Source organism: Acinetobacter sp. WCHAc060006 (assembly GCF_004209135.1).
GTDB classification, from domain to species: domain Bacteria; phylum Pseudomonadota; class Gammaproteobacteria; order Pseudomonadales; family Moraxellaceae; genus Acinetobacter; species Acinetobacter cumulans.
This window is the reverse complement of record NZ_SGSS01000027.1, coordinates 1-24,661: the sequence shown is the minus strand read 5'-3', so window position 1 is coordinate 24,661 and position 24,661 is coordinate 1. Positions and strand designations below refer to the sequence as shown.

At 40.5% G+C, this 24,661-nt stretch carries 25 protein-coding genes; 15 read left to right on the top strand and 10 right to left on the bottom strand.

Going from position 1 to position 24,661, the window contains the following annotated elements; all coding sequences use genetic code 11:
* The 3 genes from EXE29_RS13960 to EXE29_RS13950 all read left to right on the top strand — a co-directional run bounded on the left by EXE29_RS13960 (position 1) and on the right by EXE29_RS13950 (position 3,387).
* Entirely contained in the window at positions 1-1,062 is a 1,062-nt protein-coding gene (locus tag EXE29_RS13960; protein ID WP_106985915.1) for a sulfate/molybdate ABC transporter ATP-binding protein, read from the top strand.
* 52 nt (positions 1,063-1,114) lie between these two features.
* Positions 1,115-2,038 (top strand): CysB family HTH-type transcriptional regulator, encoded by a 924-nt coding sequence (locus tag EXE29_RS13955; protein ID WP_106985916.1) that lies wholly within the window; start codon positions 1,115-1,117, stop codon positions 2,036-2,038.
* A gap of 116 nt (positions 2,039-2,154) precedes the next feature.
* Positions 2,155-3,387, top strand: coding sequence for an OmpP1/FadL family transporter (locus EXE29_RS13950; RefSeq protein ID WP_117007509.1), 1,233 nt, complete (start codon positions 2,155-2,157; stop codon positions 3,385-3,387).
* An 80-nt stretch (positions 3,388-3,467) separates the two neighbouring features.
* Here EXE29_RS13950 and carO read toward each other — a convergent pair whose 3' ends face one another.
* Positions 3,468-4,223, bottom strand: a complete 756-nt coding sequence (gene carO / locus EXE29_RS13945) for an ornithine uptake porin CarO type 1 (RefSeq protein ID WP_120364869.1) — start codon at positions 4,221-4,223, stop codon at positions 3,468-3,470.
* A gap of 311 nt (positions 4,224-4,534) precedes the next feature.
* On the opposite strand from carO, the gene dapD reads away from it, so the two are divergent.
* From dapD to EXE29_RS13920, 5 genes are all read left to right on the top strand, one after another.
* Positions 4,535-5,356, top strand: coding sequence for a 2,3,4,5-tetrahydropyridine-2,6-dicarboxylate N-succinyltransferase (dapD, locus tag EXE29_RS13940; protein WP_117007508.1), 822 nt, complete (start codon positions 4,535-4,537; stop codon positions 5,354-5,356).
* 83 nt (positions 5,357-5,439) lie between these two features.
* The gene (gene queE, locus EXE29_RS13935; RefSeq protein ID WP_120364870.1) at positions 5,440-6,150 is read left to right on the top strand and encodes a 7-carboxy-7-deazaguanine synthase QueE; all 711 of its coding nucleotides are present in this window, start codon (positions 5,440-5,442) and stop codon (positions 6,148-6,150) included.
* A gap of 30 nt (positions 6,151-6,180) precedes the next feature.
* A complete protein-coding gene (gene queC, locus EXE29_RS13930) occupies positions 6,181-6,852 on the top strand; it encodes a 7-cyano-7-deazaguanine synthase QueC (RefSeq protein WP_106985921.1) in 672 nt (223 codons plus the stop codon).
* A gap of 13 nt (positions 6,853-6,865) precedes the next feature.
* On the top strand, positions 6,866-7,273 hold the full coding sequence (locus EXE29_RS13925) for a hypothetical protein (protein WP_106985922.1): 408 nt from the start codon (positions 6,866-6,868) through the stop codon (positions 7,271-7,273).
* A gap of 173 nt (positions 7,274-7,446) precedes the next feature.
* The gene (locus EXE29_RS13920) at positions 7,447-7,905 is read left to right on the top strand and encodes a peroxiredoxin (protein ID WP_120364871.1); all 459 of its coding nucleotides are present in this window, start codon (positions 7,447-7,449) and stop codon (positions 7,903-7,905) included.
* A gap of 87 nt (positions 7,906-7,992) precedes the next feature.
* Here the strand turns inward: EXE29_RS13920 and EXE29_RS13915 are convergent, their stop codons facing one another.
* On the bottom strand, positions 7,993-8,589 hold the full coding sequence (locus EXE29_RS13915) for a LysE/ArgO family amino acid transporter (protein WP_117007541.1): 597 nt from the start codon (positions 8,587-8,589) through the stop codon (positions 7,993-7,995).
* 108 nt (positions 8,590-8,697) lie between these two features.
* On the opposite strand from EXE29_RS13915, the gene EXE29_RS13910 reads away from it, so the two are divergent.
* Positions 8,698-9,594 (top strand): LysR family transcriptional regulator ArgP, encoded by an 897-nt coding sequence (locus EXE29_RS13910; RefSeq protein ID WP_120364872.1) that lies wholly within the window; start codon positions 8,698-8,700, stop codon positions 9,592-9,594.
* Positions 9,595-9,633: 39 nt separating this feature from the next.
* On the opposite strand, the gene EXE29_RS13905 is transcribed toward EXE29_RS13910, so the two are convergent.
* Together EXE29_RS13905 and EXE29_RS13900 are read right to left on the bottom strand one after the other, a co-directional pair.
* A complete protein-coding gene (locus EXE29_RS13905; protein ID WP_228198812.1) occupies positions 9,634-10,200 on the bottom strand; it encodes a YceI family protein in 567 nt (188 codons plus the stop codon).
* A 92-nt stretch (positions 10,201-10,292) separates the two neighbouring features.
* Positions 10,293-10,862, bottom strand: a complete 570-nt coding sequence (locus EXE29_RS13900; protein WP_106985927.1) for a nicotinate-nicotinamide nucleotide adenylyltransferase — start codon at positions 10,860-10,862, stop codon at positions 10,293-10,295.
* Between the two features lie 105 nt (positions 10,863-10,967).
* Between EXE29_RS13900 and EXE29_RS13895 the strand changes: the two genes are divergently transcribed.
* Complete coding sequence (locus tag EXE29_RS13895; RefSeq protein ID WP_106985928.1) at positions 10,968-11,768, top strand: enoyl-CoA hydratase-related protein; 801 nt, start codon at positions 10,968-10,970, stop codon at positions 11,766-11,768.
* 102 nt (positions 11,769-11,870) lie between these two features.
* Positions 11,871-12,632, top strand: a complete 762-nt coding sequence (locus EXE29_RS13890; protein ID WP_117007503.1) for a nitroreductase family protein — start codon at positions 11,871-11,873, stop codon at positions 12,630-12,632.
* Between the two features lie 244 nt (positions 12,633-12,876).
* Here EXE29_RS13890 and EXE29_RS13885 read toward each other — a convergent pair whose 3' ends face one another.
* Entirely contained in the window at positions 12,877-13,194 is a 318-nt protein-coding gene (locus tag EXE29_RS13885) for a YqfO family protein (RefSeq protein ID WP_106985930.1), read from the bottom strand.
* A 57-nt stretch (positions 13,195-13,251) separates the two neighbouring features.
* Here EXE29_RS13885 and EXE29_RS13880 point away from each other — a divergent pair, with 57 nt between their 5' ends.
* Positions 13,252-13,926, top strand: coding sequence for a hypothetical protein (locus EXE29_RS13880; protein WP_117007502.1), 675 nt, complete (start codon positions 13,252-13,254; stop codon positions 13,924-13,926).
* 139 nt (positions 13,927-14,065) lie between these two features.
* Here the strand turns inward: EXE29_RS13880 and EXE29_RS17770 are convergent, their stop codons facing one another.
* The 5 genes from EXE29_RS17770 to EXE29_RS13860 form a co-directional block, all read right to left on the bottom strand.
* Positions 14,066-14,194: a KGW motif small protein gene (locus EXE29_RS17770; RefSeq protein WP_252383555.1), complete on the bottom strand. Its 129-nt coding sequence runs from the start codon at positions 14,192-14,194 to the stop codon at positions 14,066-14,068.
* Positions 14,195-14,453: 259 nt separating this feature from the next.
* Complete coding sequence (locus EXE29_RS13875; RefSeq protein WP_120364874.1) at positions 14,454-14,978, bottom strand: hypothetical protein; 525 nt, start codon at positions 14,976-14,978, stop codon at positions 14,454-14,456.
* A 133-nt stretch (positions 14,979-15,111) separates the two neighbouring features.
* Positions 15,112-18,948, bottom strand: a complete 3,837-nt coding sequence (gene purL / locus EXE29_RS13870) for a phosphoribosylformylglycinamidine synthase (protein WP_120364875.1) — start codon at positions 18,946-18,948, stop codon at positions 15,112-15,114.
* A 374-nt stretch (positions 18,949-19,322) separates the two neighbouring features.
* Complete coding sequence (locus EXE29_RS13865) at positions 19,323-20,360, bottom strand: M20/M25/M40 family metallo-hydrolase (protein ID WP_120364876.1); 1,038 nt, start codon at positions 20,358-20,360, stop codon at positions 19,323-19,325.
* A gap of 112 nt (positions 20,361-20,472) precedes the next feature.
* Positions 20,473-22,107: an arylsulfatase gene (locus EXE29_RS13860; protein ID WP_120364877.1), complete on the bottom strand. Its 1,635-nt coding sequence runs from the start codon at positions 22,105-22,107 to the stop codon at positions 20,473-20,475.
* A 206-nt stretch (positions 22,108-22,313) separates the two neighbouring features.
* On the opposite strand from EXE29_RS13860, the gene EXE29_RS13855 reads away from it, so the two are divergent.
* The 3 genes from EXE29_RS13855 (at position 22,314) to EXE29_RS13845 (ending at position 24,621) form a co-directional block, all read left to right on the top strand.
* Complete coding sequence (locus EXE29_RS13855) at positions 22,314-23,651, top strand: deoxyguanosinetriphosphate triphosphohydrolase (protein WP_120364878.1); 1,338 nt, start codon at positions 22,314-22,316, stop codon at positions 23,649-23,651.
* A 94-nt stretch (positions 23,652-23,745) separates the two neighbouring features.
* A complete protein-coding gene (locus EXE29_RS13850) occupies positions 23,746-24,117 on the top strand; it encodes a hypothetical protein (RefSeq protein ID WP_120364879.1) in 372 nt (123 codons plus the stop codon).
* Between the two features lie 141 nt (positions 24,118-24,258).
* Complete coding sequence (locus EXE29_RS13845) at positions 24,259-24,621, top strand: hypothetical protein (protein ID WP_130125666.1); 363 nt, start codon at positions 24,259-24,261, stop codon at positions 24,619-24,621.
* The last annotated feature ends 40 nt before the right edge of the window (positions 24,622-24,661 follow it).

Sequence of the window (24,661 nt, the reverse complement as noted above, 5' to 3'; positions counted from 1 at the left end):
ATGAGTATTCAAGTAAAAAATATTGAAAAACACTTTGGTGCATTCCATGCGCTGAAAAATATTTCACTCGATTTTCCAGATGGCCAATTGGTTGCACTCCTTGGCCCATCTGGCTGTGGTAAAACAACCCTGCTACGTATTATTGCTGGTCTAGAATCTGCAGATGGTGGTCAAGTGATTTTAGAAGGTGAAGATGCGACCAATGTGCACGTTCGTGAACGTGAAGTTGGTTTTGTATTCCAGCACTATGCCTTGTTCCGCCACATGACTGTATTTGACAATATTGCCTTTGGCTTACGTGTACGCCCACGTGCTACGCGCCCTTCTGAAGCTGAAATTAAAAAACGTGTAACGCGTTTACTTGATTTGGTTCAACTGGGTTTCTTAGCGGATCGTTATCCTGCTCAATTGTCTGGTGGTCAACGCCAACGTATTGCTTTGGCACGTGCTTTAGCTGTTGAGCCACGTGTACTTTTACTCGACGAACCATTTGGTGCCCTCGATGCCAAAGTACGTAAAGAACTCCGTCGTTGGTTGCGTACTCTTCATGATGAATTACATATCACCTCTATTTTTGTAACGCATGACCAAGAGGAAGCTCTGGAAGTTGCCGATCAAATTATTGTGATGAACAAAGGTAATGTTGAGCAAATTGGTTCGCCACGTGAAGTCTACGAAAAACCAGCAACACCGTTTGTGTTCGACTTTTTAGGTCAAGCTAACCGTTTTGAAGGTCAAAATAGCAATGGCATTATTCAAATTGGTGAAGACCGCATTCAATTGCCACAAGCACCAAATTCGCCACAAGGCCCAGTGATTGCCTTTGCCCGTCCTGATGAACTGCGTATTCATGCACAGCCTCAAGACAATGCCATTCAAGCAACGTTCTTACGTGAAGTATGGATTGCAGGCAAAGTACTGGCTGAACTACAAGATCGCCAAGGCAATTTAATTGAAATTACCCTTACACCAGATGATGCAAAATTGCACCAATTCCGTCCAAATCAGACGGTTTGGTTAAGTGCTACTGCTTTGCATTTATTTGAAAATCAAGTCGCATAATACTTATAGATGGGGCTAGGAAAGCCCCATCATTTTTGAGGTAGTCAGAATTATGAATTTCCAACAACTTAGAATTATTCGTGAAACCGTTCGACAAAGCTTTAACCTTACTGAAGCTTCAGCAGCGCTTTACACTTCACAATCTGGCGTAAGTAAACATATTAAAGATTTAGAAGATGAACTTGGCGTACAACTTTTTATTCGTAAAGGTAAGCGTCTTTTAGGCTTAACTGAGCCTGGCCAAGCTTTACTTGGCATTGTAGAACGCATGTTGGTCGATGCCGATAATATTAAACGCCTTGCCGATGACTTTAACAAAGTAGACGAAGGTACATTGACCATTGCCACCACACATACCCAAGCGCGCTATGTGTTACCGCCGATTGTGAATCAATTTAAAAAAGAATTCCCTAAAGTTCATTTGATTTTACAACAAGCAAGCCCAGTCGAAATTACAGAAATGCTGTTACAGGGTGAAGCAGATATTGGTATTGCAACTGAATCACTTACAACTGAAAGTAATCTAGCAAGTGTGCCTTACTATAACTGGCAACACAGTATCATTACGCCACAAAATCATCCATTGGCAAGTCAAGACAATATCCAAATTGAAGACCTTGCCCAATATCCAATTATTACTTATCACGGTGGCTTTACAGGTCGTTCTAAAATTGACCAAGCCTTTGATGATGCAGGCTTAGATGTCGACATCGTAATGTCTGCCCTCGATGCCGATGTTATTAAAACCTATGTAGAGCTGAACATGGGTGTGGGCATTGTCAACAATGTTGCTTATGACAATGAACGCGACTATCGCCTAAAACAAATTGAAACGGATATTTTTGGTATCAACACCACATGGCTTGCCGTACGTAAAGGTCATTTATTACGTGGCTATGGTTATGAATTTATTTCACTCTGCTCACCTGATGCAGATATTAAAGCGCTGAAAAAAGTCGCCTACCCAGAAGATTAAACATAAAAACATAAACAAAAAGAGGCTTCGGCCTCTTTTTTTATCTTAAAAAAAATTTTTTGTGCTTTTTTTAACTTACACTATGGAACAAAAATCACCCAATATTAGGCCCGTTTATGAAACCTGCATCTATGCTTGCGCTACTCCCCCTATGTATCGCATGCCACACGCAAGCAGCAGCGCTCGAACGATCTGGTCAAAGTACATTAGCCTTCCTCGAACCCAACAATTATACGGAATTTAATTTTGGCGTTGTTACGGGCAATCTAAGTGGTGAAAACTCAAATAAAGAAGAGTTGTCCCAAGTCCTGAATGTCACTGATTTTTCAACAGGGAACTTAATTGAAGATTTCCATTTTGTGCAAAGTGCTATTAAATTACAGCTCAATCCACAGGTCTCAGTAGGATTATTACTCGATCAACCCTTTGGCGTTAAACTGAATTATGACTATTCACCTGAATCTATTCTTGGACATGAACAATTAGAAGCTATTGATATTCATCTTAAATCAGAAAATATTACTGCACTAATGGGGTATCAACCCACACCTCAATGGAATATTTATGGTGGATTGGCCTATCAAAACTTTGGTGGCGACCTGAACTTATTTGGACAAAGCTTCTATTTTTTTAACGGCTACAACGTCACCTTAAAAAATGATCGAGCATTAGGATGGCTGGGAGGTATCAGTTATCAGATTCCTGAAATTGCATTACGGGCCAACTTAACTTATCGCTCTAGAATCAAACATAAAAATCAAGCAATTGAAAGCACAGCCATGCATGGCGATTTTTCCGATCGCACTGAAATTGTCACACCTCAATCTGTTAATTTTGACTTTATGAGTGGCATCACCACACATAATCTGATTTATGGTTCTGTAAGATGGGTGGATTGGTCAAATTTTAAAATTAAGCCTAAAGGCTTTGACCAAATTATTCAAAATACCATTTCCGATTTTAAGGCCTTAACACCCACACCAGAAATTTCTGCATTTATTCAGGCATTGGCTAATTTTAATTTAATCGATTACCAATCAGATCAATGGTCAGCCAAAATTGGTATAGCGCATCAGCTCAATGCTCGCACTTTCGCAAGCTTAGAAACGGTATGGGACAGTGGTAGTGATAATCCCGCTTCAACCATTAACCCCGCAAATGGTTATAACGGATTAGGCACAGGTCTTCGTTATCAATTTAGCCCCAAAAGTTTTATTTCTGGTGGTTTGTACTATTTAAAATTTAAACCCTCCAAAGAAGACAAGGGCAGTATTTCAGTAAGTTCTATTTCAACCTTAGATGACCGTACTGCTTGGGCTTATGGTCTAAAAATTGGGCATTTCTTTTGATATTTCAATCGCGAATCTTTTAATATCAGACCATAAAAAAACAGGCCGGAGCCTGTTTTTTTATATGCGGTGAATGCAGCTTACCAATGGTAGCTCACACCCACTTTGCCGACTGGAAGCCATTCAAATTTATCATCATTGGCAATTTGATTCGCTTCGTCATCGACTGCAGCCTGCGCGCCCGTTGGGTTGCCGCTGACTGGACTTAAATTATACTGAGACAATTGTACAGAAGGATTGCCGGTATAATAAGCGCCTACTTCACCGAACACACCCCAGTTTTTATTGATTTTTGGCGCCCAGCCTAAACCAAGGTATGGCGCGATATCATTTTTATATCCCATGGTGCCGCGCACACCGCCTTGACTGGCTGCTGTACTTGCAACTTGGTAGTTTTTACCGTCAATAGATAAGGTTTCGCCCGGGTTGATACGTTTTTGCAGGTCATAGTCGTTATCGATATAGCCAATACCCGCTGCAACATATAAACCTTGCGCCCAAGGGTTTTCACTTGCGCCCCAAGGACGGATTTCAGCGTTTAAATAGACATTGTTGTTTTCCATGTCTAAATCGTATTTAGTGCCGTTGACAGATACATCATCGGTCCATGAAATATCGCCACCGTTATAACCTAGAGCTAAACCAACATAAGGATTGGCTGTCCAAAGTAAAGCACCACCATAACCTGTTGTACCCACTTCAAGGCGTGCGCCAGTTGGAATCAGTTTATTTTGATCAAATGCATAGCCATCATGCACAACTGCTGAATCGGCCATTGCTGTACCAGCTGTAGCCAACATTGCAACTGCTAGAATTGTTGTATGTAGAGCTTTCATTTTGTTTCTCCTCTCAAATAACAACATTAGATAAATTGTTTTACAAATTGATTTTTCATTCTGAGTTGCAATATAAATTAGATACCGATCACGTTTTATTCAAATTTTGCTGAGTTTTTGTTATTTTTTGATACAAATTTGACTGAGATATTGATTTTTAATTTATTTAGAGCATTTTTTAACCACATCTCGGCTTGGTTTTTAACTTCCATTCATTTTAATTATTAATTCCGATCTATTGGTTATTTTCCATCTATTTTTAGCCCAATTTAGTGTAAAATCGATGAAAATTTTTTTCTGGATGGAAGATCATGTCTCAGCTTTCAACAATCATTGAACAAGCGTTTGACAACCGTGCTAACTTCACTGCAGCAAACTGCCCTGCTGAAGTACGTGCAGCAGTTGAGGAAGTAATTGCTGGCCTTGATAACGGCTCTTTACGTGTAGCTGAAAAAATCAATGGTGATTGGGTTGTTCACCAATGGGTTAAGAAAGCGGTATTGTTATCTTTTAAATTAAATGACAACAAGCCAATCGAGTCATGTGACCTTCAATTCTACGATAAAGTAGACACTAAATTCACAGGTTGGACTGAAGAACAATTTAAAGCTGCAGGTGTACGTGTTGTACCACCAGCTGTAGCACGTAAAGGTTCTTTCCAAGCGAAAAACGTTGTATTAATGCCTTCTTATGTAAACATTGGTGCTTACGTTGACGAAGGTACAATGGTAGATACATGGGCAACTGTAGGTTCATGTGCTCAAATTGGTAAAAACGTTCACCTTTCAGGTGGTGTAGGCATTGGTGGTGTACTTGAACCACTTCAAGCTAACCCAACAATTATTGAAGACAACTGCTTCATCGGTGCACGTTCTGAAATCGTTGAAGGCGTAATCGTAGAAGAAGGTTCTGTAATTTCTATGGGCGTGTTCATTGGTCAATCTACTAAGATTTATGACCGCGCAACAGGCGAAATTCACTACGGTCGCGTACCAGCGGGCTCTGTGGTAGTTGCAGGTAGCCTTCCTTCTAAATGCGGTACTTACAGCCTATATGCAGCAATTATCGTAAAAAAAGTTGACGCTAAAACACGTGCGAAAACAAGCTTGAACGATCTTCTACGCGACGAATAATTCTTTATTCATCTCTTTTGTGTCTCTACGATCAGTCATGATCGTAGAGATTTTTGTTTTCTAAACTATGGTTTAATTTTGCTATGAGTACGCTTCGATCTTCCGCCATTCCTGTTTCTGATCCTTCTGCGGGTTTACGTATTACGGAGATCTTTTATTCATTGCAAGGCGAAGCCAATGCAGCGGGTTTACCGACTGTATTTATCCGTCTTACAGGTTGCCCTCTACGTTGCACCTATTGCGATACCACATATTCGTTTGAAGGTGGTCAACGCCAATCATTAGAAGAAATTATTCAAACCACACTCGACTTTAAAACGCCTTATATTTGCGTTACAGGTGGTGAGCCCTTAGCTCAGCCCAATGCACTTCCACTCATGACCAAACTTGCAGATTTAGGTTGCCAAGTGTCATTAGAAACCAGTGGTGCTTTGGATGTGTCCAAAGTAGACCCTCGTGTATCTAAAGTTTTAGATTTAAAAACCCCGACTTCCGGTGAATCTGCACGGAATTTGCTTAGTAACCTCGATTATTTAACTGAGCACGATCAAATTAAATTTGTCATTTGTAATCGTGAAGATTATGAATGGTCAAAACAGCAAGTTGAACAGTTCCAATTGCATCAAAAAGTCAGCACCGTATGGTTCTCTCCTGCGTTTGCTGTAGAAAAAGGTGCTGTACGTCTTCCTCAACTTGCACGTGGTCTTGCGCAGTGGATTTTAGATGACCATCTCCCTGTCCGCTTCCAACTTCAGTTGCATAAACTTCTTTGGAATGACGAAACTGGTCGTTAATAGTATTAAAGAATGTTTGGAGATTTGAACATGCGTCCTCGCGCGATTGTCTTATTATCTGGTGGCTTAGACTCTACTACTTGCTTAGCATGGGCACAGTCAAACTATGAATGTATTGCGCTTAGCTTTATGTATGGTCAACGCTCAACGACTGAATTAGTCGCTGCACAGCAACTGACTAAACAAGCAGGTGTTGAACACCGTGTAATTAATATCGACTTGGGTAATTTAGGTGGCTCTGCACTTACTGATCACAGTATTGAAGTACCTGACCATGAGCAAGAAGGCATTCCTGTTACTTATGTACCAGCACGTAACACGATTTTCTTATCTTATGCCCTCGCAGCAGCAGAAGTTTTTGGTGCTGAAGCAATTGTCATTGGCATCAATGCCGTTGATTATTCAGGCTATCCAGACTGCCGTCCTGAATTTATTGAGGCTTTTGCTAACATGGCGCGCTTAGCAACAAAAGTTGGCGTTGAAGGAAAACCTCTTAAATTTGAAACACCTCTGTTACATTTATCCAAAGCAAATATCATTCGCTTAGGTATAGAACATGGCGTAGACTATAGCCAAACGGTGTCTTGCTATCAAGCAGATGACCAAGGACGTGCTTGTGGTAAATGCGATAGCTGCCGTCTGCGTAAGCAAGGCTTTGCAGATGCAGGAGTTGCAGATCCAACACGTTATATACCGGTATAACAAGGTAGAGTTTATGAATATGCTAAAATCAAACATTATGCTTTCTATTGCAGTATCTGCAACAGCACTATTTGCTTCTGTTGCTCATGCTGACAATGACAAATTACAGCAAGCTTATAAAAGCACTAACGTTAAATCTGCGTTAATTAATGTTTGTAAAGAAGAAACTGGCAAAGGTAAAAAGCTATCTGCTGCTGAAGTCAGCAAATACTGTACTTGTGCTGTTGAAGCAGACGGTCGTTTGACGAATGCACAAAAATGGGACATCCAAAGTGCAATTAACCAAAAGAAAAGCCCTGCATCTTTAGCTTTTGTTCAAAAACAAAATAAAGATTTACAAGCATGTTTTGGCCCTCAGTTAACAGGTAAATTAAAAACCTTAACTGAAGAAGCAATGAAATCTGCTCAAGCATCTAAATAATTTTTTGATGCACTAAAAAGCCTGCAAATTGCAGGCTTTTTTATCTTTGGCAATCTCTTGCTTACGTATATCCAAGCACTCACTGTACCTCTTCGTACGAACTTCTGTATGATAGATTGATTATCTTCACTATATATTTTGATATAACAGCATCATTTTTGAAGGAACAGCCCATGTCTGATTTGACCCTACCTCAACACGCCTTCCCTGCAACAACAGGTGAAGTCAATTTAGCTGAATTGGCAACTGAATGGCTGATTGTTTATTTTTACCCAAAAGACTCAACGCCTGGCTGTACCACACAAGCAGTCGGCTTTTCTTGCTTAAAAGACCAATTTGATGCACTTAATACCACGATTATTGGTATTTCACGTGACTCCGTAAAAGCACATCAAAACTTCACTGAAAAGCAAAACCTCAGCATTAATTTAATCAGTGATAAAGAAGAAGTTCTTTGTCAGCTATTTGATGTCATTAAAGAAAAAAATATGTATGGCAAAAAAGTGATGGGCATCGAGCGTTCGACGTTTATTTTCCATGAAGGTAAATTGGTAAAAGAATATCGTAAAGTAAAAGCTGCTGGGCATGCTGAAGCAGTTCTAGAAGACCTTAAAGCACTTCAATCTGCATAAGCACAAGCACCACGCGCGACAAAATTACACGCACTTTTTCAAGCAAAGCTTCTCAATCAGCCTATTTTAAAATAGGCTTTTTTATTACTAAAAGATTAAAGACCAAGCAATGCTCCACATTACCAGCGCAATGAGACCATCTAAAACTTGCCATGCTTTAGGACTTTTAAATACTGGAGTTAATACACGTGCGCCATAACCCAGTGCAAAGAAAAATAACCATGATGCCGTAATTGCACCTGCTGCAAAATATGCAACAGCCTCAAATTGTGCAGAAATAGAGCCCAATAGAATAACGGTGTCTAAATAAACATGTGGATTTAACCATGTCAGACTTAAACTAATGAATATCAAATGTTTTAAGCCTTGTACACTTGCATTATTGAGTTCAATAGCAGACTGGCCACGTCGTGCTTGCTTAGCATGCATATAGCCATACCAAAGCAAAAATAATGCACCGCCCCATTTTGCTAATTGCACAATTTCTGGATAATGTTGCAACACTGTTGCAAAACCAATCACACCTAAGACAATCAAAATTGAATCTGATAGCGCACAGCTCAAGCAAATCCAAAACACATGCTCTTGTCTTAAGCCTTGCTTTAATACAAATGCATTTTGCGCGCCAATCGCCACAATTAAACTAAGGCCAACTAAAAGACCTTGAATATAGGTATGCCACATAAGCATCAAACATGAAAAAGATGAGGCTTATTATCAATGCTTCTGTTTAAAATTGAGTATTATTAAGAAAATATCAACTTAACTAAATTATTTTAAGTAAAGATCAATATGCTGAATCATAAACAATGCGATGCATTTTTAGCGGTGGCTGAAACAGGCAGTTTTGAGGCTGCGGCCATCCGTTTATCCATTACTGCTTCTGCTGTGACTTTGCGTGTACAAAGCTTAGAAAAAAGTTTGGGACATATTTTAATTGTGCGTGAACGGCCATGCTACGTGACAGATGCTGGACGCAGTCTATTAAATTACTTACAACATAACCGCTTACGTGAGCAGGATTTTTTACATCACTTAACTGGGCAGACTCAGAGTTTTTACACAGTCAATATTGCGACCAATGCCGACTCGCTCGCGACTTGGCTACTTCCAAGCATAAAACCTTGCTTAACTCAGCATAAAATTATTGCACATTTTCATGTAGATGATCAGTCCGAAACGCATCTATTAATGCAAACGGGTTTGGTTAATGCCTCTATTTCTGCAGAGCCACGTGCAATGCAAGGCTGTATTGCACAGCCTCTAGGCGAAATACGCTATCGCTTAGTGGCAAATCCTGAGTTTGTAAACACATGGTTTAGTCAAGGTCTCACACGTGAAGCCTTAACTCATGCGCCAGCGATTATTTATAACAATAAGGATCAACTGCATAGCAACTTGCTTTTGCAACATTTTGGATTAAGCCCCGCATGCTACCCACACCATGTTATTCCCTCATCTTCCGCTTTTGCTGAGGCTATTTTTATGGGTTTAGGTTTTGGCCTAGTCCCAGACCACCAAATTGAGCAACGTTTAAAGACAGGGCAATTAATTGATTTAATGCCAAAGCTAAACATTGAAATAACGCTATATTGGCATCATTGGAAGCAACAGGCCTTGGCTCTTGATCAACTAACACAACACCTTTTACAGCATGCAAGTGAAAATATGAATGGTGCTATTAAGTAATTAATCTTATCCAAATGAATGATTAAAATAGCGAGCACATTATTTTGACTGTAACTGCCCTTTTAAACGAATATTCACTTTTTCCCCTACGCCACCATAGGCCTTTTTCATCCCAAAATCACTGCGGTTAATTGAACCCACTGCGTTCACATCCAATAGCCTTGGATTGGCTGTATTTGGCTTGAGTAAGGTCATAAATACTGTTGGTTTGGTAATGCCTTTTAAGGTCAAATTGCCATAGACGTTATAATGATCGGCATCAATAGGAACAAATTCAGTGCTCTTAAACATCATGGTTTTATATTGATCGGCATCAAAGAAATGTTCACTCAAAATCATTGGCCGTAATACAGGTGGATTAAACTGCAAACTGTTGGATGATAAAGTCACAACGACTGATGCATTTTTAGGTTGATTGATATCAAAATATAAACGTGCCTGAGCCTCGTCTGAAACACCTTGTACCACCGTTAAACCGACAGTTTTAATATCAAAACTAACCAAACTTTCTTTGGTAAGCCCCCAGACTTCTGCATGCGAAGTTGAATAAAGCAATGCTGATATACCAACACTTGCCCCAACTTGCATGACACCCCTCAGCCCCATGAACAACACTCCACGCTACCTAAAACGTAGCACTATATTTATATTTGCTGTATTTCATGCCTTGCATTAGTAATTGACATTGAAATACAAGCCTAGGATAAATTGCTTTTGTCTTGATTTTTGAAGTGTTTTTGTAACTGTTTATAGGTATCCGTGATTTGAAACTGCTTTAAAAATTCAATCGTTCCTGCTGGAAAGGCTGTTTCATCAATTTCACCGCGGTAATAGGCTTCACGGATGGGTGTTGCAGACATAGCGCCTTTTAAGCTTTCTAGCTCAACCAAAGGCCATTCTGGGAAGAATTTTAAATAATAAGATGAATCGTCTTTAAAATGCCCAATCAGGCCAATACGGTCATCGGGCTGTGTAATTTCTGCAACCGAAGTTTTCACTAGTTTTTGCCATTTCTCATCGTTATACACATCAATCACATGCACAAATTTAATCCGTACTTGATCTGCTTCAGAAAAATTCGACAAAATCATCTGCTCACGTTCAGTCGCTAAAAATGGATTTTTGATATTGCGTTCATTTTGTGCCGAGCCCAAAGCCAAAAGCACATTGCTACTTTGTTCTAAGGCAATTTTTATCGTTTGCAGGTGCGCCAAATGAAAAGGCTGAAAACGACCGATAAAAACCAAATAATCGAATGTATATTTCATATCAAATCAAACTTTTTATGAACTGAGCAGTTGTGCCACTGGCTGAAATATGCGACATAATGTCGGGCATAAAATCAAAACGAACTTTAACGCAAGGATAGTACGATGACACTGAGCTGTATTCAACAACCTCATGAACATTTGAATGCGAATTTGGACAATGGCGTACTGACCTTAGCCATTAACCGCCCTCAAGCAAAAAATGCGCTGTACAGCGAACTCTATCTTTGGATTGCCAAAGCGCTAGATGAAGCAGATCAAGACTCGTCTGTGCGTACGGTTATTTTACGCGGTGCAGATGCAGACTTCAGTGCCGGCAATGACATGCAAGACTTTATGAAGTCTGCTGCCATGAAAGATCAAATTCGCGCTGAAGATGGCCCTCCATTTGTACTCTTAAAATCTGCTGCAAAATTTTCTAAACCGCTCATTGCTGCGGTACGCGGTGTTGCCATTGGCATTGGTGTGACGATTCTTTTGCATTGTGATTTAGTCTATGCAGACAATACTGCCTTATTCCAAATTCCTTTTGTGAGCCTTGGTTTATCGCCTGAAGGTGCTTCAAGCAAATTGCTTGCACGCCAAGCAGGCCACGTAAAAGCAGCTGAATTACTGCTTACTGCAGACCGCTTTAACAGCGAAAAAGCGCTTGCGACCAATCTCATTAACAGCATTGAAGAAGATGTCTACACAACTGCTCAGAAAAAAGCAGCTCAGCTTGCAGCATTACCGCTTGCATCATTGGTGCAATCTAAAGCGCTTATGAAACATGATGTCGATGAAATCGTGTCGTGGATTGACCATGAAGCGGTGATTTTTATGAGCCGTGTCGGTTCTCCTGAAATGATGGAAGCTGTGGCTGCCTTTATGCAAAAGCGCAAGCCAGATTTTTCTCAGTTCAATTAATCTTAAAACTGCATCATCGTTAACAGAAACCATCCAAAATTTTGGGTGGTTTTTTTACATTTGCCCCCATCTCTATTGCAAAACAATCATGGTACATTTGTTATGACTGAATCTCAGAACACTGAAAAAAAGCGCTACTTTGAGCCTGCGCCTGAAGGCATCGATATTGAAAATTTTAAAAAAGTAGTTCAAAGCCGTCGTTCAGTACGTAAATTTACGGATAAAGCGATTCCAAGCGACGTATTAGATGAATGCTTAGACCTCGCCCTGCTTGCGCCAAACTCATCAAATTTGCAGCCTTGGACTTTTTATGTTGTGCAAAACCCTGCAAAGAAGAAACAGCTGGTAAAAGCCTGTTTAGGTCAATTGGCAGCGAAAACCGCAGCTGAGCTGATTGTATGTGTGGCGCGTACTGACCGTGTAGATGAAATGGCAAAACTGAATATTTCTGAATTTCCATTTCCTGAAGCACCTCCTGCTGTGCAGAAGTATTACAAGTTCATTCCTTATAACTACAAAACAGGTTACTTCAATGCACTAGGTAACTTTAAGAAAGTCGCTTTCAAAGTTGCACGTACATTGGATAAACAATTGCCTGTGACTGCCTTTAATGAAGCAGATGCGAAACTTTGGGCAAGTAAAACCACAGCCTTGGCTTGTGAAAACTTAGTTTTAGCTTTGCGTGCTTATGGTTTTGACAGTTGCATGATGGAGGGTTTTGATGAGCCGTTGGTGAATAAAATTTTAGGTTTAAATAGTCAGCAATACCCTGTGATGGTGATTGGCGCAGGTGAACGTGCAGCAGATGGTGTGTTCTTTCCGCAGTATCGTTTTGACCGTGATTTATTTATTCAGAAGGTTTAATTCAAACTATATTTACGTTTAGCAGTAATATGAGACGCGGAAATGTCATCAGCAGCTGTACGAGGCAGGACTCGATTCAATAATTATCGTTTTTGCGATGTTATTCATCACATGACGGAATATAACGAGTTCTGCTGATGACAATGGTTTTGCCTACTTTTCCCGAAAGAAAAGTAGGTCGAACCGAAGGTTATTCCCAAAAGTAAAATGTCTAATAGCAAGACACCGCTACAACCTTATTCTTTTAGAACGTTATATCCACCATTTGAATAAACTCAAAAGCTGGCTCTTCATAAGGATGACTTGCCTTTAAAGCTCTTGCTACCTCGCTCGCCCTTTCTTCAGACACTATCGTTTCCACTCGCCATTCTGGAATTTGCTCCAAAGCGTCCAGCTCACCTATAAACGGATTTGCGCCTTTAACAGGTTTAAATTGCCCTGTACCTAAAACTTGCCAAGCGCAGTGTTCATAGTTTCCTATACCGCCTGCACCTGCTTCAAAAATCGCAAGTTTTGTAGATTCAAGATGTGATTCGGGTACGTAGTAGATGAGTTTGAGCATTTCTATTTAAGATGTATTTCATTAATATCAAAATAATAATATGAAGCGGTTAGTACAATGTCTAATAAAAATTCAAAAACAGATTTAGTTTTAACTTCAGCTGAGAACCTTGCAGATGAAATTCTCTTTAAAACTGCCAACACTTTTTTAGAAAATGCTGCTAAATCCATTCCCTTTGCATCACTTATTAGCAGCTCAATTCAAGCTTATACACGATTTCGAACGCTTAAGGAGCAAAAACAACTTTTAGCTTTTATTCAAGAAACAGAAGCTAATAATCAAGATTTTATAAAACATTTTTTTCAAGATAAACACAACACTGAGCTCGGTTTAGAGCTACTAGGTATATTGGATCAAACCTATTTAGAGCATCAAGCTCGAATGATTGGACGCGCTGTTTTATTAAAATATAATGGGGAAATATCAAAGCAAGAATTTGATAAATATACTTATATTATTACAAAGTTAAACAATCACTTAATTTATTTAATTCAATCTCTAGTTAATACTGGAAAGGATTTTGAAGCTGAAATGCATGATACTGGAAACCCTTTAATTACTGTTATCGGCGTAGGGATGCAAATGTCTTTTCCTAGTCCCAATATGGACTTAGTTAGTTTTGGATTCCTAGAAGAATACTCAAACGAAAATAAACAAATGATAAACTCTCTTTCTCAATATCGAAGAACTCAATTCTTTTATCAATTTTACGAAACCATTTTCAAAGACTAAATCTAATCACATGACTAGCGACATGGATGTCGTCCGTTAGACTGTGGGACAGGACGTCCCATCAGTCTGACAAAGCATTTTTGTTACTTTTGATGCTTCAAAAGTAAGGCTAAAATTACTATTAACTCATTACAAAAGATCACATCTGCAACGCATAACCCAAAACTAAAAACACTAACTGCAAACATATAACTGCACCAAAAAGCTTCCAGCCCTTTTTACGCAGCGCAGACTTATCAACTGCCGAATACTCTACTGTTTTAATCATGTCATCACCTCATCATGAGTGTTGATACTGAACTCGTTTAGTTAGCTATCTTTCTTTTATTTTGCATAGTTATTGTGCATAAATTACACACTAGCATGTTTCCACAAATATAAAAGCAAAATCTAAACCAAGTTCAGCATGGGAGACTGCAAAAGTTGCAGACACAAAAACCACCAAATAGGTGGCATAATAATGAGGCATCTTAAACAATGTTTTAATATTTTTCCATAAGGTAAAATTAAGATATTATTTTACAATATTATTTATTACATAAATTACTTTTAGCCAATGTCATTACAGTTCCATCCAAAGCCTGACTAAATGCTAAATGCGCTTTAAAACGTATTTTAGTATTCATGGTAATTGCACTGATATCCTTAACAACCGTCATTGCTTTCGGCAAAGTATCTACTGGAAACTGTTCATAGATGCACCCTATCGCACGTGATTTCTCAAATGAAATATTTTTGGCCTGCGCTAAGTTCTGTTTATCCACCAATAGGCTCTTTTGTAATTGCACTGCATATTGAGTGACTGCCCTTTGCTGCGCAATCTGCTTAAAATTTTGAGCGATATAAAGATCAATATCATCACGAATACCATTCAGATCTGCATCCACTCCCATTAAATTGTGATCAATATTCAGTTGAAGTTGTCCGCTTCTTCTTTCCACTTCATTGAGCTGTACAACGTTCTGTCGCCACATATACGCGTCACAGCCATTCAGAAAAATAATACTCAGAATAACAATCAGAGGAATTTTTACTAATTTTTGTAGATTCATAAGTAATGTATTTTTTATTTTAGCAACTCATCTTAAACGAAAAGCTGAACCATTTAAAACGCTGAAGGATGATTATCCCATTGCCATAAAAAAAGCCCCTTTCGGGGCTTTTTCAAATTGTTGATTAAATCAATTAACCAATAAATTTACGGGCATTACGGAACATACGTAACCATGCACCATCTTGATCCCAATCTTCTGGTTTCCAAGAGTGCTGAATCGCACGGAAGTTACGTTCAGGGTGTGGCATCATAATCGTTGCACGGCCGTCTTTAGACGTTACACCTGAAATCGCTTCTGGCGAACCGTTCGGGTTCATTGGGTAATGCTGCGTTGGGTTGCCTTGGCTATCTACATAACGCAAGATCACTTGATCGCCAGCATTCAATGCTGCAATGTTTTCTGCGCTTGTAACCACACGACCTTCACCATGTGCTACAGAGATAGGAAGAATCGAACCTTCCATACCTTCTAACAATACAGAATTTGATTTTTCAACGCGTACGTTTACAACACGAGCTTCAAACATCTCTGAAGTATTGCGGTGGAAACGTGGCCAAGCTTCTGCACCCGGAATTAATGGTGCAAGCTGAGACAGCATTTGACAGCCGTTACAAATGCCTAGAGAGAATGTTTCATCACGGTTGAAGAATTTCTCAAATTGGTCACGAAGTTTTGGATTGAACAATACAGATTTAGCCCAACCACCGCCTGCGCCCAATACGTCACCGTAAGAGAAACCGCCACACGCGACTAAACCTTCAAAGTCATCAAGACTGATACGGCCAGCAAGCAAGTCGCTCATGTGTACGTCTACAGTGTTGAAGCCGACTTTATCGAATGCAGCTGCCATTTCTACATGACCGTTAACACCCTGCTCACGCAGAATCACCATGTTTGGACGGCGTTCATTGATGTACGGTGCTTCGATTGGCTCGTTCAAATCAAATGTTGGTTTTGCAATTAAACCTGCATGTGATTTGTCCGCGATTAATGCATATTCTTGATCCGCAGTTTCTACGTTGTCACGCAGACGTTGGATTTGATGTGACACTTCAGTCCATGCTTGCTGTAATTCAGCACGGTCTAAGCTCAAACCATTTACAGTTAAAGTATCTGTATCGTTTACAGTACCTACAACTGCAATTGCATCTTTAAGGCTAGACGCTGCAACTTCAGCTTCTAATGTAGCCCAATCCGCTTTGCTGATTTGAAGCACTGCACCAATTTCTTCTGCAAATAGGCTAGCAGTAGATTGATCTTCAAGTGCTGCACCTAGGCGTGAAGCGAACATCATTTCTGCAACAGTTGCCAATAGACCGCCATCACCAATGTCGTGATACGCTTTAATTAAGCCACGGTTGTTCCAATCTTGAACCAATGCAAAGAATGCTTTGAAGTCATCGAAGCTGTCTACGTCAGGTGTTACAGAACCGATTGCTTTATAAACCTGAGCAAGGATCGAACCGCCAAGACGGAATTGACCTTTAGAAAGATCGATACGTACCAGTACAGACTCGATATTTTTAAGTTCAGGTGTCAATGTTTTGCGAACATCAGTCACAGGTGCGAATGCTGTGATCACGCCTGACATTGGAGAAGTTACAGATTTGTCTTCGCCTTCGTCATTCCACGTTGTACGCATAGACAATGAATCTTTACCTACTGGAATTGCGATACCTAATGCAGGACACATTTCCATACCGATGGCTTTAACACCTTCGAATAGCGCTTGGTCTTCACCTTGTTGACCTGCAGCAGCCATCCAGTTTGCAGACAATTTAATGTCGCTGATCTGGTCGATTTTTGCAGACATGATGTTTGAGATTGACTCTGCTACAGATAAACGTGCAGAAGCAGCAGGATTCAACAATGCAACTGGCGGACGCTCACCCATTGCCATTGCTTCACCTGTATAACCTACAAGGCTTGTCGTTGTTACTGCAGCATCTGCTACAGGCACTTGCCACTTACCGACGAACTGATCACGTGCAACCATACCTGTAATCGAACGGTCACCAATCGTGATTAAGAACGACTTAGATGCAACTGTAGGATTCTTAAGAACGCGGTAAATCGCATCTTTCAAATCTGTTACTGTTTCAGCAGTAAAGTCATCGCCTTTACGTTCAATCGTTTCGTATGAACGGCTCATACGCGGTGTACCGCCAAGCATCACTTGCATTGGCATATCCACAGCTTTGTTTTCAAACAATGGATCGTTCACTGTCAATTGACGCGCTTCAGTTGCTTCACCTAATACGGCGAATGGGCAGCGTTCACGTGCACATAGTGATTCAAACAATTCTAAAGAGCTTGGACGGATGGCCAATACATAACGCTCTTGTGCTTCGTTCGACCAGATCTCCATTGGAGACATGCCTTTTTCCAATGATGGAATTTTACGAAGATCAAGGATTGCACCTAGCTCATGATCGTTCACAAGTTCAGGCATTGCATTTGAGATACCGCCCGCACCCACGTCATGTACAGATACGATTGGGTTATGGTCTTCCATGCGCCAGCATGCATCAATCACTTCTTGGCAACGGCGTTCCATCTCTGGGTTTTCACGCTGTACAGAAGCGAAGTCTAGGTTTTCACCTAACTTACCGCTGTCTACAGAAGACGCAGCACCACCGCCTAGACCGATCAACATTGCAGGACCGCCAAGTACGATTAAAAGATCACCCGGTTGGATTGCATCTTTTTCAACATGGTCAGGACGGATGTTACCGTAACCGCCAGCAATCATAATTGGCTTATGGAAACCTTTTACGTCGCCATTTACATTTTGTTCAAAGGTACGGAAGTAACCATTTAAAGCAGGACGGCCGAATTCGTTGTTAAACGCAGCGCCACCCAATGGGCCTTCAATCATAATTTGAAGCGGAGATGCCATACGAGACGGCTTGCCGTAGTTTTCTTCCCAAGGCTGTTCAAAGCCAGGAATGTTCAAGTTAGAAACAGTGAAACCTGTTAAACCTGCTTTTGGCTTACCGCCACGGCCTGTCGCGCCTTCATCACGGATTTCACCGCCTGAACCAGTCGCTGCGCCTGCAAAAGGTGCAATCGCTGTCGGATGGTTATGCGTTTCCACCTTCATTAAGATGTGAGCAGCTTGGCTCTTATATTTGTAAACGTGCTGACCTGTTTCTTCGTCTTTTTTCGGATAGAAACGTTGAGTGTCAAAGCCCACGATCACTGATGCATTGTCTTTATATGCAGACAAAACGTCATCTGGAGATTCTTTATACGTGTTTTTAATCATTTGGAACAATGACAATGGCTGAACTTCACCATCAATTGTCCATTCAGAACCAAAGATTTTATGACGGCAGTGCTCAGAGTTTGCTTGAGCAAACATCATCAACTCGATGTCATGCGGGTTACGGCCAAGCTTGTTAAACGCTGCAACTAAATAATCAATTTCTTCGTCAGATAGTGCAAAACCAAACTCAGAGTTTGCTTTCACTAAAGCGTCTTTACCTTGACCTAAAATATCAATTGCATTTAATGGCTTTGGTTCAGTTTCAGAGAACAGCGCAGTCGCTTCTTCAATTTGATTGAACACACTTTCTGTCATGCGGTCATGCAATGCCAGTTTTACTTCATCAGAAACAGCATTTACGCCCTTCAAAGTAAATAAAACACCGCGTTCAAGGCGATGAACCGGTGTATTACAGTTTGCAAAAATATCCGTTGCTTTCGATGACCACGGAGAGATTGTCCCAACGCGTGGCGTCACTAATATTTGGACTTCATCACTTGCTGGCTGGCGCAATTCAAAAGATTGACCATCATTAAGCAGCTGTAAAGCAGATTGCTGTTGCTGTTCGCTTAGCGCTTGGTCAAATAGATAGACCAATTGGCTTTCAATTTCTTGAACAGAACTAATCGAAGATAGACGTGTTAATAGTTGCGTTTTCTTAAAAGAAGAGTGTGCTGGTGCACCGGCCACGATAAACATGCTGATTTTGGCTCCACGGGCTGGTCTTTTGAACCAAGCCGCAATGTGACTTGAAGAGAGCGCATATTCTACTGTGAATTAGTTAAATCAGCTAGATGCCAAAAGCAGTTTCTATCCGAGAATGACACAAGATTTTTTAAATTTTGTTTTTATATTCAGTAAGCAATATTGAATCTAGTCGCACAGATTACCATAGTTTTAATTGTAAAAATTATTAATTCTAAATAATTCTCTATCTGATGAATTTTTCAGCATATAAGCGTCTTACCGCATACAATTTACCCTAGCGCAAAGCGCTATAAATACTGACGCTTTTGATTCAAAATTCACTCAATATTCACAGCAATTAATACCAGCCTTATTCTTTCTCAGGCTTACTTCAGGTTTTGACTATCTACATAATGCAGTAAATTTAAAACCGCTTCTGAAGCCAGCTGCAATGATGCAGGATCAATCAAGTCAATGGTGTCACAAGCCTGATGATAACAAGGTGCAAACTCCAAAACGTCACCCTGCATCTGCTCATTAAATAAAATGATTGAGGCCACTGGAACTTTCCCAAGGAACGGCGCAGTATCACTCGCTGTTAAAGTCGAAATATCTTTTTTAACCGCAACTCCTTTTTGCTTAAAAAATTTGCTTAAGACCTGCTCCAATGCCGCATCTCCTTCATGCACGGGTACGGCGCGCAGCCCATCCAGCAGCGGTTTGAATTCTGCATCTTTCATAGCGCGCTCTTTCAGCATTTTCTCCATTTCATCTACAGAAGATTTCGTCGCATCTGCAATCATAATTTCTGGATTTTTTGTTCCTACCATATCAACATTAATATATGCCAACGTATGCTCGAGTTGTGAAGGGGTCATACTTTTAACAAAGGCCTGTGAACCGCCTATGCCTTCTTCTTCAGAATCCCAAAAAGCTAGATAAACGGTATTGTTCGGTTTGTTTTCCGGTTTTGCATAATGGTGCATCAATTCCAGCAGCAGCGCAGTGCCTGAACCATTATCGTTAATCCCCGGACCTGTTTTCACAGAATCATAATGTGCACCCACAATGACCGCGTCATCTATATTTTTACCTTTGATTTCGACAACAATATTTTGACCAACCACTTTTGCTCTATTTTCAAAGGCAATCATCTGCGCTTGGAATCCTGCTTCATTGGCTTCATTCATAATGTATTTTGCACTTGCCAGCCCACCCGCAGTTCCTACCGCACGGTTGCCTGCATGTTTTACAGCAATATCCTGTAAAGCCTGCAAATGCTCCATCATTTTCGTGCTGCTGAGTGAAACTGTAGAGTATTGAACTTCTGCTGGCGAAATACCCAGTGTTTGAACCGAAGCACAGCCAAATAATGAAATACTGCAGCCAATTGCCAATAACGGCGCTAAAAAATTAAATTTCATTCAATTCCCCTCATCTTTATATGCATCAATATTTAGAGAATTCTAATTCAGCATATATATGAGGATATAGGCACTTTAAGTAAGTCACTGCCTCTTCATTTTTCAAAAATTGTTAAGCTGATTTGTTTAAAGTAAAGCCTGCAGCAGCAAATTCAATCACGCCATTTTCTTTGACATAAACTTTCCAGTCTTCCAGCAATTCATGCAATTTTTCTGGATACCGCTCTGCCAAATCATCAGTTTCACCAGCATCTGCTGCCAAGTTATACAGCTGCCACTGATTTGGGCCATTTGGCGCAGGGATAAATAAGGCTTTCCAATCGCCTTTACGCAATGCTTTTTGCCCGAACAGCTCCCAGCCTGTAATGTGGTCTGCATCATGAATATGATCTTGCTGCTGGTTTAAGTATGGCAGAATACTTTTACCGCGCAGCGGCACTAAATCACGGCCTTTGTATTGTGTACCCGGATGCTGTACATCCAAAACATTTAAAAGTGTCGGCAGCCAATCCATCACGGTAAGAAACTCATGGCTAATTCCTTGCTGACGCCCAAAACCTGTGTGCTTAATAAAAGCTGGTGTACGGATACCGCCTTCACTGGTATGCGCCTTATATAGCCGCGCTGGCGCTGTAGCTGCCTGTGCCCAATGTTCGCCATACCACACATAGGAATTGCCATTGCCGATATTTTCAAAACTATTGTCATAATACTTAGAAATCACCGTTGCCAAATCAGGGCCAAATACTGGCAGCGCTTCCAGCTGCGCGCCTTCTGCGCCATTATCAGACAGGAATATAATAATCGTATTGTCGTATTGCCCTGTTTTCTTTAAATACTCAATCACACGGCCAACGTTTCGATCCAGCCGATCCACCATCGCAGCATAAACTTCCATGGTGCGCGCAGATTGCTTCTTATCAGTATCAGACAGCTCATCCCAAAATTTAGTTTTCGCCAGTACTGGATGAATCGTTGCATCTGCCCCGACCAAACCCAGTTCGCGGACACGATCCAAACGTTTTTGACGTAACACTTCAGGGCCTGCATCATATACACCCTGATATTTTGCAATATCATCACGATGAGCTTGCAGTGGCCAATGTGGCGCCGAAAATGGCAGGTAAGCAAAAAAAGGACGGCCTGCACGAGCTGTATCATCTGTTAAATAGTCCAGCAATTTATCCGTAAAATAATCTGATGAGTAAAAGTCAGCTGGAATTTCATGAATATATTCGTCATTTTCAGCATATAAACCGCGTGTCACTTTTAACAAACCCGGCACTTCTTCTTCAGGTATATCCGCTTCAAAGGCATAATGATTGGCCGCCCCTGGCAATAAGGTAAAAGACTTTTCAAAACCGCGTTTTGCTGGAAAACGATCCGCTGTTAATCCCAAATGCCATTTCCCAGACATCACAGTGTAATAGCCAGCATATTGCAGCAGCTCTGGCAAGGCTGCCACCTGATCATTCAAATAGCCTTCATAGCCCGGCTGGCCCTTTTGTTCAGGACGGATCGCTTCCGCCATCGACCCTAGTCCAGCCAAATGGTGATCTGTGCCTGACAGCAGCATCGAGCGGGTTGGCGAACAAGTTGAAGCTGTATGAAAATTAGTAAATCTTAAACCTTCAACTGCAATCGCATCTAAATTCGGTGTTTGTATTTCCCCACCAAAGGCACCCAGGTCAGTAAAACCCAAATCATCTGCGACAATGAGTAAAATATTTGGCTGCTGTTGTGACATCTGTTTTTATCTGCGTTTTTATAAAAAAACTACAGTGCCTGAAAACAGGACTGAAACCCTGTCAAAGATTTGACAATCTCTAGCTAAATTTCCGCAAAGCTATGCACTGAATAGCGTAGGAAAAGTGTCAAACTATGACGCGTTGCTCTAGTGCATTTCCTGTAATTTTGGCATGATGCATACAGTAAATAACTGAATAATGATAAATGACTCAAATGCGTTGGCTTGAACTGCTCTCCACAGTTCGTATCGGCAGTAAAAAACAAAGTTCTGAACAGGCGCGCAGCCCTTTTCATAAAGACTATGACCGTATTATTTTTTCGCAAAGCTTTCGCCAGCTCAACCGCAAAACCCAAGTCCATCCGCTGACACAGCATGACGGCATTCATACGCGTTTAACACACTCGCTCGAAGTGTCTTGTATCGGCCGCTCACTTGGCATGCTGGCTGCTGAAAAAATTAAAGATCAGCTTCCGGTTTGGATTTCCCCTGCAGATGTCGGCGCAATCATTCAAGCTGCCTGTCTGGCACATGACATTGGCAACCCGCCATTTGGCCATGCTGGTGAATATGCCATCCGTGAGTGGTTTGATGACGCGTCACATACCGATTTTTTAAAAGACTTAAGCCCTGAGCAAGAAGCCGATGTACGCCAATTTGAAGGCAATGCACAAGGCCTGCGCTTACTGACTAAAATTGATTATCACCCCAATGACGGCGGGATGCGCTTAACTTACGCAACCTTAGGGGCTTACTTAAAGTATCCATGGCTTTCTAAAACCATTGCGTCACAAGGCAACACACCAGCCAGTAAACGTGCAAAGTTTGGCTGTTACCAATCTGAAAAAGAAATATTGCAGCAAATTGCTGAACAGCTCGGCCTAATCCAGCTCGGTGATTTCCACTATTGCCGTCACCCGCTGACCTACTTGCTCGAAGCTGCCGATGACATGTGCTATGCCCTAATTGATTTGGAAGACGGTATTATTCTCAACATGCTGAGCTATGAAGAAGTTGAGCCTATTTTTCTGAATTTGATTGGCGACTATGGCATTCCATCTGAGCTTTCAATGAATACCACGTGGCAGCAGAAAATTGCGGCGCTGCGCGGGCGCGTCATGAAACGCCTAGTAGATGAAGTGACGACCGCTTTTGCCAAACATCATTTTGAAATTCTTTCAGGCCAGCTGCAAGGCAGTCTACTGGACTATTGCCCAAACGATATTGGTCAAGGCATTAATCGCGCTAAGGATTTAGCACGGGATAAAATTTTTGAACATCCGCAAAAAGCTGGTTTAGAAATTATTGCGCATCAAAGCTTACAAAATATTTTAGATGCGTTCATTCCGCTAACCACGCCAAATAAAACGCTGAGCTTTAAAGAGCAGCGCCTAATGTCTATTTTACAGCGTTCAGGCACACAATTTGGTGAAGATCACTATGAAAACATCATGAGGGTATTAGATATTATCTCTAAATTTTCAGACCATCAGGCCTATAATTTGTCGCAAGAACTACAAGGCAATAAAGTTGGTTTTTTTTAAACCTATTCATTAAAAAAATTTTTGTATAACAATGAATTAGAATAGAATCTTTCGATGTTAAAAATGTAAATATCATAATTAGGAGAATAACTAAATGCTTAACTGGAATGATGATAAAACTATAAATGAAATCTTATACACCTCACTAACTCTCGCCACTGCTAAAACAGGCCAATCATTAATCGGCGAAGCAGATCAGGCTGCATGTAATGCAATTCATTTTTGCCAACAAACTCCCCCAGTATCAGGATCTTTTACCCAAATCAAAAACGCTTATATTTTTAAAAATGTCAAACATGATAATTTTGGTGGGGTGAATGCAGCGATCGATGGCATTGTCAAAATCACACCTTCAAATCCAATTATTCGGGAAGATCTAGAAATAACGCTTACGACCATTGAAATGAACTTAACTATTGAATATTTAGAAGGTAATGAGTTTATTCAAGGTGACAAAAATACTTAGCTCGGACGAATTACAACAACGACTGTCAAACCACACACACAAAGTCGACTCATTAACGCGCAACAAGCGAGTAAAATTAGATTGGTTAATAAATCAGATCAACTTGTTGTTTACTCCCAAACAAAAAAAAATCGCTTTGCTATGACTACATATACTTTAACTGATTTTGAATCTGCACAATATTCAACATTGGATCAAAATGAGAATAAAATTAATTGGTTATCAACCAAAGCAAAATTACATGTAAAAAATAGTCCCATTGGCACCTATGAAGTTAGCTTCGATAATCAAGAACAACCCTTTATGATGGATATCCATTTTCCTATTTCGGGACATCTTGAAATCAAAGATCAAAACTCTTCTAACCTCATTCGTATAAGTGCAGATGAAAACGCCAAAAGATTTAATTATCAAGTTTTCCATCAAGGTAAGCCTCAGGATAAAATAACTAAAGATTGGGAAAATTTCTTAGGTTGGGAATCTGAAATTTATTCATTTTTATAAAGATAATTTTTATATTCTATTTTATAAGTTGATATTCATT

What these genes read in the sequence shown, in the direction of transcription:
- EXE29_RS13960 (WP_106985915.1), top strand. Translation starts at nt 1, where the DNA reads ATGAGTATTCAAGTAAAAAATATTGAAAAACACTTTGGTGCATTCCAT.
- EXE29_RS13955 (WP_106985916.1), top strand. Translation starts at nt 1,115, where the DNA reads ATGAATTTCCAACAACTTAGAATTATTCGTGAAACCGTTCGACAAAGC.
- EXE29_RS13950 (WP_117007509.1), top strand. Translation starts at nt 2,155, where the DNA reads ATGAAACCTGCATCTATGCTTGCGCTACTCCCCCTATGTATCGCATGC.
- carO (WP_120364869.1), bottom strand. Translation starts at nt 4,223, where the DNA reads ATGAAAGCTCTACATACAACAATTCTAGCAGTTGCAATGTTGGCTACA.
- dapD (WP_117007508.1), top strand. Translation starts at nt 4,535, where the DNA reads ATGTCTCAGCTTTCAACAATCATTGAACAAGCGTTTGACAACCGTGCT.
- queE (WP_120364870.1), top strand. Translation starts at nt 5,440, where the DNA reads ATGAGTACGCTTCGATCTTCCGCCATTCCTGTTTCTGATCCTTCTGCG.
- queC (WP_106985921.1), top strand. Translation starts at nt 6,181, where the DNA reads ATGCGTCCTCGCGCGATTGTCTTATTATCTGGTGGCTTAGACTCTACT.
- EXE29_RS13925 (WP_106985922.1), top strand. Translation starts at nt 6,866, where the DNA reads ATGAATATGCTAAAATCAAACATTATGCTTTCTATTGCAGTATCTGCA.
- EXE29_RS13920 (WP_120364871.1), top strand. Translation starts at nt 7,447, where the DNA reads ATGTCTGATTTGACCCTACCTCAACACGCCTTCCCTGCAACAACAGGT.
- EXE29_RS13915 (WP_117007541.1), bottom strand. Translation starts at nt 8,589, where the DNA reads ATGTGGCATACCTATATTCAAGGTCTTTTAGTTGGCCTTAGTTTAATT.
- EXE29_RS13910 (WP_120364872.1), top strand. Translation starts at nt 8,698, where the DNA reads ATGCTGAATCATAAACAATGCGATGCATTTTTAGCGGTGGCTGAAACA.
- EXE29_RS13905 (WP_228198812.1), bottom strand. Translation starts at nt 10,200, where the DNA reads ATGGGGCTGAGGGGTGTCATGCAAGTTGGGGCAAGTGTTGGTATATCA.
- EXE29_RS13900 (WP_106985927.1), bottom strand. Translation starts at nt 10,862, where the DNA reads ATGAAATATACATTCGATTATTTGGTTTTTATCGGTCGTTTTCAGCCT.
- EXE29_RS13895 (WP_106985928.1), top strand. Translation starts at nt 10,968, where the DNA reads ATGACACTGAGCTGTATTCAACAACCTCATGAACATTTGAATGCGAAT.
- EXE29_RS13890 (WP_117007503.1), top strand. Translation starts at nt 11,871, where the DNA reads ATGACTGAATCTCAGAACACTGAAAAAAAGCGCTACTTTGAGCCTGCG.
- EXE29_RS13885 (WP_106985930.1), bottom strand. Translation starts at nt 13,194, where the DNA reads ATGCTCAAACTCATCTACTACGTACCCGAATCACATCTTGAATCTACA.
- EXE29_RS13880 (WP_117007502.1), top strand. Translation starts at nt 13,252, where the DNA reads ATGTCTAATAAAAATTCAAAAACAGATTTAGTTTTAACTTCAGCTGAG.
- EXE29_RS17770 (WP_252383555.1), bottom strand. Translation starts at nt 14,194, where the DNA reads ATGATTAAAACAGTAGAGTATTCGGCAGTTGATAAGTCTGCGCTGCGT.
- EXE29_RS13875 (WP_120364874.1), bottom strand. Translation starts at nt 14,978, where the DNA reads ATGAATCTACAAAAATTAGTAAAAATTCCTCTGATTGTTATTCTGAGT.
- purL (WP_120364875.1), bottom strand. Translation starts at nt 18,948, where the DNA reads ATGTTTATCGTGGCCGGTGCACCAGCACACTCTTCTTTTAAGAAAACG.
- EXE29_RS13865 (WP_120364876.1), bottom strand. Translation starts at nt 20,360, where the DNA reads ATGAAATTTAATTTTTTAGCGCCGTTATTGGCAATTGGCTGCAGTATT.
- EXE29_RS13860 (WP_120364877.1), bottom strand. Translation starts at nt 22,107, where the DNA reads ATGTCACAACAGCAGCCAAATATTTTACTCATTGTCGCAGATGATTTG.
- EXE29_RS13855 (WP_120364878.1), top strand. Translation starts at nt 22,314, where the DNA reads ATGACTCAAATGCGTTGGCTTGAACTGCTCTCCACAGTTCGTATCGGC.
- EXE29_RS13850 (WP_120364879.1), top strand. Translation starts at nt 23,746, where the DNA reads ATGCTTAACTGGAATGATGATAAAACTATAAATGAAATCTTATACACC.
- EXE29_RS13845 (WP_130125666.1), top strand. Translation starts at nt 24,259, where the DNA reads ATGACTACATATACTTTAACTGATTTTGAATCTGCACAATATTCAACA.